10 protein-coding genes are annotated in these 9,267 nt (G+C 59.9%); 5 read left to right on the top strand and 5 right to left on the bottom strand.

Features of this window, described 5'->3' with window-relative positions:
- Nucleotides 1-329: 329 nt before the first annotated feature.
- Nucleotides 330-677 carry a hypothetical protein gene (locus tag AWB69_RS36370; protein ID WP_062091627.1) on the top strand — a complete coding sequence of 116 codons (348 nt, stop codon included), beginning with the start codon at nt 330-332 and terminating at the stop codon, nt 675-677.
- A 98-nt stretch (nt 678-775) separates the two neighbouring features.
- Complete coding sequence (locus tag AWB69_RS36365) at nt 776-1,306, top strand: Spy/CpxP family protein refolding chaperone (RefSeq protein ID WP_062091626.1); 531 nt, start codon at nt 776-778, stop codon at nt 1,304-1,306.
- 254 nt (nt 1,307-1,560) lie between these two features.
- Here the strand turns inward: AWB69_RS36365 and AWB69_RS36360 are convergent, their stop codons facing one another.
- Nucleotides 1,561-2,835, bottom strand: coding sequence for an MFS transporter (locus tag AWB69_RS36360; protein ID WP_062091625.1), 1,275 nt, complete (start codon nt 2,833-2,835; stop codon nt 1,561-1,563).
- A gap of 90 nt (nt 2,836-2,925) precedes the next feature.
- Nucleotides 2,926-4,143 carry a M20 aminoacylase family protein gene (locus AWB69_RS36355; protein WP_062091624.1) on the bottom strand — a complete coding sequence of 406 codons (1,218 nt, stop codon included), beginning with the start codon at nt 4,141-4,143 and terminating at the stop codon, nt 2,926-2,928.
- 115 nt (nt 4,144-4,258) lie between these two features.
- Between AWB69_RS36355 and AWB69_RS49860 the strand changes: the two genes are divergently transcribed.
- A complete protein-coding gene (locus AWB69_RS49860) occupies nt 4,259-4,465 on the top strand; it encodes a helix-turn-helix domain-containing protein (protein ID WP_231937350.1) in 207 nt (68 codons plus the stop codon).
- Entirely contained in the window at nt 4,426-5,217 is a 792-nt protein-coding gene (locus AWB69_RS36350) for a LysR substrate-binding domain-containing protein (protein WP_231937349.1), read from the top strand. Before AWB69_RS49860 ends, AWB69_RS36350 begins: the two co-directional genes overlap by 40 nt.
- Before the next feature lie 16 nt (nt 5,218-5,233).
- On the opposite strand, the gene AWB69_RS36345 is transcribed toward AWB69_RS36350, so the two are convergent.
- Nucleotides 5,234-6,448 (bottom strand): gamma-butyrobetaine dioxygenase, encoded by a 1,215-nt coding sequence (locus tag AWB69_RS36345; RefSeq protein ID WP_062091623.1) that lies wholly within the window; start codon nt 6,446-6,448, stop codon nt 5,234-5,236.
- Between the two features lie 256 nt (nt 6,449-6,704).
- Here AWB69_RS36345 and AWB69_RS36340 point away from each other — a divergent pair, with 256 nt between their 5' ends.
- Nucleotides 6,705-7,661: a GlxA family transcriptional regulator gene (locus AWB69_RS36340; protein ID WP_062091622.1), complete on the top strand. Its 957-nt coding sequence runs from the start codon at nt 6,705-6,707 to the stop codon at nt 7,659-7,661.
- Nucleotides 7,662-7,673: 12 nt separating this feature from the next.
- Here the strand turns inward: AWB69_RS36340 and AWB69_RS36335 are convergent, their stop codons facing one another.
- Both AWB69_RS36335 and AWB69_RS36330 read right to left on the bottom strand, forming a co-directional pair.
- Nucleotides 7,674-8,186 (bottom strand): DinB family protein, encoded by a 513-nt coding sequence (locus AWB69_RS36335; protein WP_062091621.1) that lies wholly within the window; start codon nt 8,184-8,186, stop codon nt 7,674-7,676.
- Nucleotides 8,187-8,334: 148 nt separating this feature from the next.
- Nucleotides 8,335-9,243, bottom strand: a complete 909-nt coding sequence (locus AWB69_RS36330; RefSeq protein ID WP_062091620.1) for an ion channel — start codon at nt 9,241-9,243, stop codon at nt 8,335-8,337.
- Nucleotides 9,244-9,267 lie beyond the last annotated feature (24 nt).

Raw genomic sequence — 9,267 nt, 5'->3', positions numbered from 1 at the left:
CTGGATCACCAACGGGTTCATTCCATCGTCGCGTGGCCGTGGATGATTGATTCACTATTGAATTAGAAATGGAATAACGCGCCGCGGTTCAGGCCAGGATTTTTATTTCGCCTGCAAGTTAAAAGGAATTGATCAGTCGATTGCCTTTACTCTGGAAACTTTTTTGAACCGCGGGTTATCAGACGCACGAGGGTCGCAGACAGTTCTGTGCGACGGAACTGTAAGTAATGGGGGCTAAGCTGGTTGCGTCGCCCCTCATCGTCCTTCATCGGTAATTTTGCCGCGGTTGTCGATGCAGATACTTCACCTCTTGAAAGGAGACGAGCGTAATGACGCAGCATTCCCGAAGTTCGATATATCGCCGGTTGGGCATGGTCGCTATCGCGGTCGCCGCTGCAGCGTCCGTGCTGCCGGCGCAAGCGCAACACCGTGACGATCGCGGCGGCCACGGTGGATACTATGGCGGTCAAGGCTATAACCATGGGGGTTATCGAGGCGGCGGCGGGGGCGGAGGAGGCGGTGGCCTGCTTGTCGGCGCGCTGCTGGGTGTTGTTGCGGGCGCAGCTATTGCGGGGGCCGCGACACAGGCACCCCCTCCTGTCGTGTATTCGGCACCGCCACCCCCGCCCCCGCCCGGCGTAGCTTATTACCCGAATAGTTATCCTCCGGGCTATTGACGCTGGCAACCCTGCTGATAGCTCACTAGCCGGCGGCACGACCCTGACGCGCCCTGATAAAACGTCGCGAATCCAACAACTCAATTAAAACTCCCAACATGAAACTCTCTCCTCGTATTGCTGTTGCGCCTGCATTGCTGGCGCTTGCCTGCTTCACGACTTCCGCATGGGCACAGGCCTCGGCGGCAAGCGATTCAACCGCCGCGCCTTCTGCGGCTGCGTCAGCGCCCGTCAGCCGTGCGCAAAAGCATGCGGATTTTGTGGAGAAGCGAATCAACGATCTGCACGCTGAAATGAAAATCACGAGTCAGCAAGCGCCGCAATGGGATGCCTTTGCGCAAACCATGCGCGACAACGCGGCCAAGACCGACCAGGCTTTCCGTGATCGGGCGCACAAGCTGCCCTCGGACAGTGCGGACGACGCCATGAAGTCCTACGCCGAGTTGGCCCAGTTGCATGCCGATAACATGCAGAAGCTGGCCGCGTCGTTCAGCGCCCTTTACGCCACGCTGTCCGACGAGCAGAAGAAGATTGCTGACCCGCTGTTCCGGAATGAGCAAGGCAAGAGGCACGCAGGATCGCGCAAACATAAGCCTGCGGCGTCCGCGCCCGCACCGGCCTCGAACTAACGTTCCATTGTTCTATGGCGCGAGCCCCTGGCCGGCACGGCGGGGTTGATGCCCACGATCCGGGCGGGTCTGGCGCCGATATTGTAAAGCGGGCTTGAGACCCGTTGTTGAAATGGTGCAAGCTGCGCCGCGGGCCGTCTCGCGGAAGCGTTCGCTCAAAGCGAAAAAAAAGGGCTGGGCGCCTGAGCGCCCAGCCTTATAGACCCATCGCGTTTCATGCAGGTTTGGTCGCCCCTGCTGCTATTTCCCGAACATCAGGTCAGGTCGCGCCCACCGGTTTCATCGAGCATGGAAACGGCGATCAGCGAAATGATCACGCATACGATCATGTACCACGCGGGGGCCATCGTATTGCCGGTGACCTTGATAAGCCAGGCAACCACCAGTTGCGCCGAGCCGCCAAACACCGACACCGCCACCGCATACGCACTCGCCAGATAACCCGCACGCGCGTGCTTCGGAAAGTTCTCCGGCATGAGTGCATAGGCGGGTGCGGAACCCATTGTGTAGAACAGCATCAGCAGCACGATCAACGCCACCATGACCGGCAACGAGGGGAACTGGTTCATCAGCCAGAACGCCGGATAAAGCAGCACGATCAGCGCAATGCGCCCCACCAGGATCAGTGGCTTGCGGCGTTGCATCTTGTCGGATAACGCGCCCCAGATCGGACACAGTGTCAGCGAAACGATCGCCGCGAAGATCGACACGAGCATGGAAAGCTTGGCCGGCATCTTCAGGTACTGGATTGAATAGGTCGGGATGTAGTACATGAGTACATAGGTCGCCACCGTCATGCCCATGATGGCGAAGACCGTCAGGAACCACTTGCGCACGAGACCCGGCTCCAGGCTGGACCCGGCAGCCCTGGCCTGCTTCGGCGGCTCTTCCACAATGTGCCGGCGCAGATACACGCCAACCGGCATGATGAGCGTGCCGATCAGGAACGGCACGCGCCATCCCCAGTCAAGCAGTTGTTCACCGCTTAACTGGTAAGTCAGCAATGCAGCAATACCCGAGCCCATCAGCGCGGCGGCGCCTTGACTCGCCAGCTGCCAGCTAGCCCGAAAACCGCGGCCCTTAGCCGAACCCGTCTCGAGCAGCGTCGCGGTGGCGGCGCCGAATTCGCCGCCCTGCGCGAAGCCTTGCAGCAGGCGAGCGAAGATGATCAAGGCCGGTGCGGCAAGGCCAATGCTTGCATAAGTCGGCGCCAGGCCGATCATGGCCGAGCCGATCGCCATCAGGAAAATGGTCAGGGTCAGCGCGGCACGCCGGCCACGTTTGTCCGCATAGTGACCCAGCACGAAGCCGCCGACCGGACGCGCGACAAAGCCAATCGCAAACGCGGACAGCGCGAGCAGCGTGGAGATAACCGGATCGTGCGCCGGGAAGAAAAGCTTGGCGATCGTAAGCGCGAAAAAGCTATAGACGGTGAAGTCGAAAAACTCGAGCAGATTGCCGATGATCGCGGCAATCACGATCTTGCTTTGCGAAACGGCTTTAGCGGGCTGGGCTGTAATGACTGACATGGAAGTCCCGTGAATGCTTGGGTCTTGCGCACGGCTAAGCGCGATGCCGAGGCATCGCGCAATGTGCAAACTTTAATGGCTACCGAACTGCTATTGATTCACCGGCTTGAAGCCTACTGCGACCTGCTGCGCGAGGAAACGCTCGACCAGGCGGGTCCAGTAGGCGGCGCCGACGGTGAGGTTGTCGTCGTTGAAGTCGTAGGACGCGTTATGCAGCATCGGCGCGCCTTCGCCGTTGCCCAGGCGCAGGAAACATCCCGGCTTCTTCTGCAGGTAATAAGCGAAATCTTCACTGCCTGCGATCGGGCCGAAGTTATCGACAACGCGGTCGTCACCTACCAGTTCGCGCGCCACTTGCAACGCCAGTTCCGTTTCGGCCTGGCTGTTGATCACGACCGGATAACCCGGCACGTATTCAATCTCCGCGCGTGCGCCATACGCGCTCGCCTGAGCCTCCGTCAGCGCGCGGATACGTGCTTCGAGCAGCTTGCGCACAGCGGGGTCGAACGAGCGGACGCTGATCTGCAAGCGCGCCGATTCGGGAATCACGTTGGCAGCATACCCCGCGTTGAATGCGCCGACCGTGACCACGGCCGTTTGCATGGGGTCGATACTGCGCGCGACCACCGTTTGCAGCGCGGTCACCAGACCCGCGCCGATCACGACCGGGTCCACGGCAAGATGCGGGCGCGCCGCGTGGCCACCGCGGCCGTGAATGGTGATGTTGACCGTATCCGATGCCGCCATGAAGGGACCGCTGCGGAACATGAACGTGCCCGTGGGATAGCCGGGATGATTGTGCAGGCCGAAGATTGCCTCGCAGGGGAAACGCTCGAACAGGCCGTCGGCAATCATTCGCATGGCGCCGCTGTCCGCGCCGATCTCTTCGGCAGGCTGGAACACGAGATGAACGGTGCCGTTGAATGCACGCGTGCGGGCGAGGTGGCGCGCGGCGCCCAGGACCATGGTGGTGTGACCGTCGTGACCGCAGGCGTGCATCAGGCCCGCGTTGCGGCTGGCGTATGGCAAGCCGGTTTCTTCAGGAATCGGCAACGCGTCCATGTCGGCGCGCACGGCTACGGCGCGCTTGCCCGTACCTGCCGTGAGCGACGCGACCATGCCGGTTCCGCCCAGGCCGCGCGTCACCTTGTAACCCCAGCTTTCCAGGTTATGCGCAACGAGGTCGGAGGTTTGAAACTCCCTGTACGCAAGCTCCGGATTTTGATGTAGCCGATGACGGATCGCGCTTAGTTCATCGCGGAGATCCGTGGTGTCGTCTAGCGAGCAAAAAGCCTGGGTGTTTTCCATGGTCGTGGGTGTCTCTCTGTAAGAAATCTGATGGGCGAGTATTCTGCTTCAAAATCTGCTAATCAATGACGTTCCCTGGCCGATAATGTTGACCTGCATGTCAACAGACAACGATATGGCCAAAGACAATACGCCTGCCCGGGAGAATCTGCTTAGCGCCCGGAGCCTGCGATATTTGCACGAAATCGACCTGCACGGAGGCGTGCGTGCTGCCGCTGACGCGCTAGCCATCAACGGCTCCGTGATCAGCCGGCAAGTGGCGCACTCGAACGCGATCACGGCGTGGTGCTGCTGGAGCGGCGCGGCAGGCGCGCGGTGCTGACCGAGATCGGGCTAAGCCTTGTCGAACATTTCCGCGAGAGTTGCCGTCGCGACGCGGACATGCTGGCACAACTGGAAGATTTCAGAAGCCTGCGGCGCGGACGGCTGGGGATTGGCGTGGGCGAGGGATTCGTCGAGAACCTGCTGGCCACTGTGCTGGAGGGTTTCAGCTTGCAGTTTCCTGACATCGTGGTGGAACTGCGTAGTGGCGCGACATCTGAAATCATCGCGATGGTGCGCAACGACGACGTCGATCTTGGCTTGTGCGCGGGCGGCGGCAGCGATCCCGCCATACGTTCCCGAACCTTCCGGGCGGCGCAATTCTGTGCGCTCGTCAGTCCGCGGCATGCGTTGGCGGGTGAGCGGCGCATTCGCTTTGAGCAGTTGCGCGATCAGCGGCTGATCTTCATGCCCGAGCGTTTTGGCGCGCAGCAATACCTTGACGCCATCATTCGTGCAGAGCGGCTCAACCTGACGCTGTCGTACCGCTGCGATCTTTTCTCGGCTGCCCAGGCCATTGCTGCAGCGGGACTGGGCGTGGCATTCATGTCGACGGACGCGGCGCGGCAATATCTCGAAGCGGGGCGTCTGGTTGCACTTGAACTGGAGCATCCGATCGCACGCGAATTCAGCAGCCAGGCAATACGGCGCGTTGGCCGGCGCCTTTCTCCCGCTGCTGAATTTCTGTGGCGCCATCTTGTGGAGGCGATGCAGCGGCGATGGGCCGCTACATCGCCAAAGCAAGGTGAATGACGGCGGCGAGCGTCGCTTAAGCGGCGCGGATTGAACGGCCTGGATCATTGCGCTGCAGTACAAGAATGCGCGAAAGCAGTTCGTCGCGATCCATGTAACAGCCTCGCAGAAAGCGTTTTCCGCTCGCCTGATCGAAGGCCTTGCGAGCATGCATGATCCGGCGATTATCGAAGCACCACATCTGGCCCGCTTCCAACCTGTGACTCACGATGAATCGCGAATCCCGGGTAAGCGCGGAAAAGTGCCGGTATGCACGATAGAAAGCGCCCATCTCGGAGGCTGGCAAGTTGAAGGGGGCACGAAGCCAGTTCGCCAGCCGGATTTCACTCACCTCGCCGCGCGAGTCGAGGCCGATGATAGGTGCATAACTTCGATAGTCACTCTGCGGCGCCTTGTTCCAGAACTCCACCGGGTGCTGACACAGCAGGCGGAAGTCTTCGGGTGAACCTGCTCGTAAAGCCGCCGCGATCGCGAATCCGTCCACGAAGGTACTTTCTCCGCCGGTGGCGTCATTGATCAGGCAATGGAGGAACTGCAAACCGGGTTGAAGCTCCCGGGTCGGCAGGTCGGTATGTGCCGGTAATTCGAGGGCCGTGTAGGCATTGCTGTCGACTGCTTCAACCTTCGTCCTGACTTCGAAGGTCATGCCGAAATTGCTCTCGCGAATAAACGATATGCGCTTCGCCACTGTTTCCACCGCCTTGTCGGTTTCAGGCATGCCGGTGAGCAGGGTCAATCCAACGTCACGCGCTGCAAGCAGCCAGTCGAGCAGGACACGGTCCGATGACATCACGGACGCGTAGTCGAATGTCGGGATCGCCAGCTTGCTGTCCCACGGCCGAACGCTGCGCAGCCGGTCTGCACGCTCGCTGCGGGACGTTTCATCGTAGGCATGGGAACGCAACCAGCCGGCCTCGTACGTGCTGCGATGACCGTCGCTCCAGTGCACATTCAGCCCACCAGTGACATCAAGGGAAACGCTCCCGGCCGCCAGGTTCTCAGGAGCGTCCACTACCTCGAACATCTGTTCCCGGGTAGCAGGATGGACGCATTGGGGACACGGGCAATTGTCGCGCAGCCATAGAAAATGGTAGCTGCTGATCCGGTCATCGTCCCAGGTTGTCTCCACGCTGTCGGTCAGGAGTTTGACAGTCTGAAGACGATGAGTCGATTTGAAGGTTCTCCAGTCTGCGGAGAATGTTTCGTTGGCCGGGCTTGCAGCTGCGTTCATGTATATCTCCATGTCATGTGGTGCGTTCGTCGGGGTCGGGTTGCTGCCTGCATGCCCAGATCTTCGGCCGCTTGATTAGATACGTTATCCTGATTGATATTGATTTTTCAATTTTCCGGTGCGTCGCGCTGATCCGCTAGTGATTCAACGTCCCACCCACTCTACGGTTCCTGTTCCAGACTAAATAATAAAAATGCGACCTTGATTGCTAATTTTGCGACAATCGATCATTAACGCATGTCGGAGTGTCCGCCTCATGAGCGAACTCATTGTTTTCCTGCTGATGCCCGGTTTTTCGCTGCTCGACTTCGCAGCCATAGCTGAACCGTTGCGCTCCGCCAACCGGCTTGGCGGAGACCTGTATCGCTGGAAGGTGCTGAGTGCGGACGGACATCCGGTGCAGGCAAGCAACGGTATGTCGATGGCGGTGGACGGCCCCTTGGCCACGCTTGAGGCGGCCTCGATCCTGTTCGTGGTCGCGGCGTACGATCCCCTGGCGTATCTCGACCGAACGCTCAGGCACTGGCTGAAACGGCAGGCGACCGCGGGAATCATTCTTGGCGGCGTGGACACCGGCGCCTTCGTGTTAGCGGAGGCCGGATTGCTGCAGGGATTTCGCGTGACGGTTCACTGGGAGACGGTCGCGGCTTTTGTCGAGCGTTATCCGGCGTTGCGCGTCAGCCGCGAGATCTTCGAGATCGACCGTCAGCGGATCACGTCGGCCGGGGGCACGGCATCAATGGACCTGATGCTTGAATTGATTGCGCGACGTCATGGGCGGGATCTTGCGATCCGGGTGGCCGACCAGTTCGTGCTGGGGCAGATTCGCCCGCAGAAAAACCTGCAGCGCGCGGCGCTCGTTGAGCGTTATGGCGTGAACAACACCCGGCTGCTGTCGGCCATTGCGCAGATGGAGCAGCACATTGAAACACCCGTGGCGATCGATCTGCTGGCCCTGAATGTCGGCATCACTCGCCGGCAACTCGAGCGGCTTTTCCAGGCCGGCATGGACGAGTCGCCGGCCGGATTCTATTTGAACCTGCGACTGGAACGAGGCCGCCAACTGCTGCAGCAAACGGACCTCTCCATCATGGAAGTCAGTCTTGCAAGCGGGTTCGAGTCGTCTTCTTATTTTGCGCGTTGTTATAAGAAACGCTTTCAACGGTCGCCGCGCGAAGACCGGCACGCCAGAGCGGGAACCATGAACCCGTAAGCCATGGGACGCTCAAGCCACTTGAGCCACATCGCGCAGGAACACGGGAAGATCGGTGGCCAATGGCGTGACACCTGCCTGATACATCATGTCGCCGACAAACCCCCGGTGATAGGTGCCGTGATTGACCACGTGCAGAATCATTTCATTGCAGGTCATGACACCCTCGCCACCGCCAATAAACTTGAAGTGGATCGACCGGTCGAGATCCTCGGCGGATAGACCCTCCGCAAAATCGACATACCACTGGTCCATGGTCCGGACTGTGTTCCACAGTTCATCGAGGGATGGATGAGTGGGTGTATTGCGTGCCGAGTAACCATGGTCGCGTCCTTGAAGATGCGCCTGGAACACGGCGTCTATGACGTAGATGTGGTTCAGCGTGTGCACCATGTTTCCGAAGCGCGTCTGCCGTGGACGGATAACCTCTTCATAAGGCATGTCCTTCAGCATGGAGAAGATGAGATCGTTGGCCCAGGCTTTGTAGTGGGTCAGCATTCGAACGGTCTTGTTGGCGGCAGTCATGGTTCGCTTCCATGGAGGGAATCAGATGGCATGGCATTCGGCGGAATAACAGCTTCAGATTATCCGCTAAGGAATCGGCCCACCATATACAGTGACTGGGTGAACCGCCGGATCAGTTCCAGCCAGGCGCGGCGAACCGGCACCCGCTTCAGAGCGGCACGGCATCATGAAACTTGCCGTAGTCGAGATGCGTCTCACCGTCCCGCTCGAACATCAGGTCGACGTAGGCATGCTGCCAGAGGATCAATTCCGGCGCCCATGCATAACGTGCCTGCATAGGCTGCGCCGTCGTTTCGTCCAGGCCTTCCACCATCAGCATCAGCTCGGCGTTGCTCGCCTTGAGCGACTCGAGCGTCTGGCCAAAGAGCGGACTTTCTTCATCGATGACATGCATGAGGCTCCACCCGAGCAGGAAGATCGGATGCTGTTCGCGGATCAGCGGGAGGTCATGCACTTTACGAAGATAAAACCCTTCAGGACTGGTCTCCGAACGCATCAGCCGCATCTTGGCCTTCGCTTCCACAATCACGTTCTGACGCGCATTGGCGGCGCGGACCATGAGTGTCATCCGGCCGTCGATAGGACGCACCACTGCCCGCTTGGCGAACAGGATGCGCGCGTGAGGTCGCGAAAACCGCGCGAAGATCATGCCGGTCGTCAACGCAATGCCTGACATCCCGACGAAGATCTCGAGCGTGGCAACGCTGTGGCCGTAGATGGTATCCGGGTGCATGTCGCCGTAACCAACCGTTGCAAGCGTCTCCACGCTGAAGAAGAATGCGCCTAGCAGACCCGGGGGAGACTGGTTTGCAATAGCGTGATGTCCCAGCAGGTACAGCAACGCGAACCCGAAGTTGAGCAGCAGGAAGAGCAGGGCAGCGACCGCGAAGAACAGCGGCCATCCGACCGTCAGTGCGATGTGATAGATGTCCTGCCAGAAGTAGGTCCTGAGGCCGTGCGTGATGACATGGCGGTCTTCACCGAGCGCCAGCCGGCGATGCGGTCCCCCAGGCTCGTATGCCTCATCGGATGGCGGCTGCGTGGTATTGGATGGCATCGTTGAAATGGCTCTATAAAGGGG

It is taken from the genome of Caballeronia udeis (assembly GCF_001544555.2).
GTDB classification, from domain to species: domain Bacteria; phylum Pseudomonadota; class Gammaproteobacteria; order Burkholderiales; family Burkholderiaceae; genus Caballeronia; species Caballeronia udeis.
Note: the sequence above shows the minus strand (reverse complement) of the source record. Positions and strands in the feature narration are given on the sequence as shown.

Coding starts and splice junctions, on each gene's coding strand:
- AWB69_RS36340 (WP_062091622.1), top strand. CDS start 6,705: ATGAGCGAACTCATTGTTTTCCTGCTGATGCCCGGTTTTTCGCTGCTC.
- AWB69_RS36330 (WP_062091620.1), bottom strand. CDS start 9,243: ATGCCATCCAATACCACGCAGCCGCCATCCGATGAGGCATACGAGCCT.
- AWB69_RS36335 (WP_062091621.1), bottom strand. CDS start 8,186: ATGACTGCCGCCAACAAGACCGTTCGAATGCTGACCCACTACAAAGCC.
- AWB69_RS36360 (WP_062091625.1), bottom strand. CDS start 2,835: ATGTCAGTCATTACAGCCCAGCCCGCTAAAGCCGTTTCGCAAAGCAAG.
- AWB69_RS36355 (WP_062091624.1), bottom strand. CDS start 4,143: ATGGAAAACACCCAGGCTTTTTGCTCGCTAGACGACACCACGGATCTC.
- AWB69_RS36345 (WP_062091623.1), bottom strand. CDS start 6,448: ATGAACGCAGCTGCAAGCCCGGCCAACGAAACATTCTCCGCAGACTGG.
- AWB69_RS36365 (WP_062091626.1), top strand. CDS start 776: ATGAAACTCTCTCCTCGTATTGCTGTTGCGCCTGCATTGCTGGCGCTT.
- AWB69_RS36370 (WP_062091627.1), top strand. CDS start 330: ATGACGCAGCATTCCCGAAGTTCGATATATCGCCGGTTGGGCATGGTC.
- AWB69_RS49860 (WP_231937350.1), top strand. CDS start 4,259: ATGGCCAAAGACAATACGCCTGCCCGGGAGAATCTGCTTAGCGCCCGG.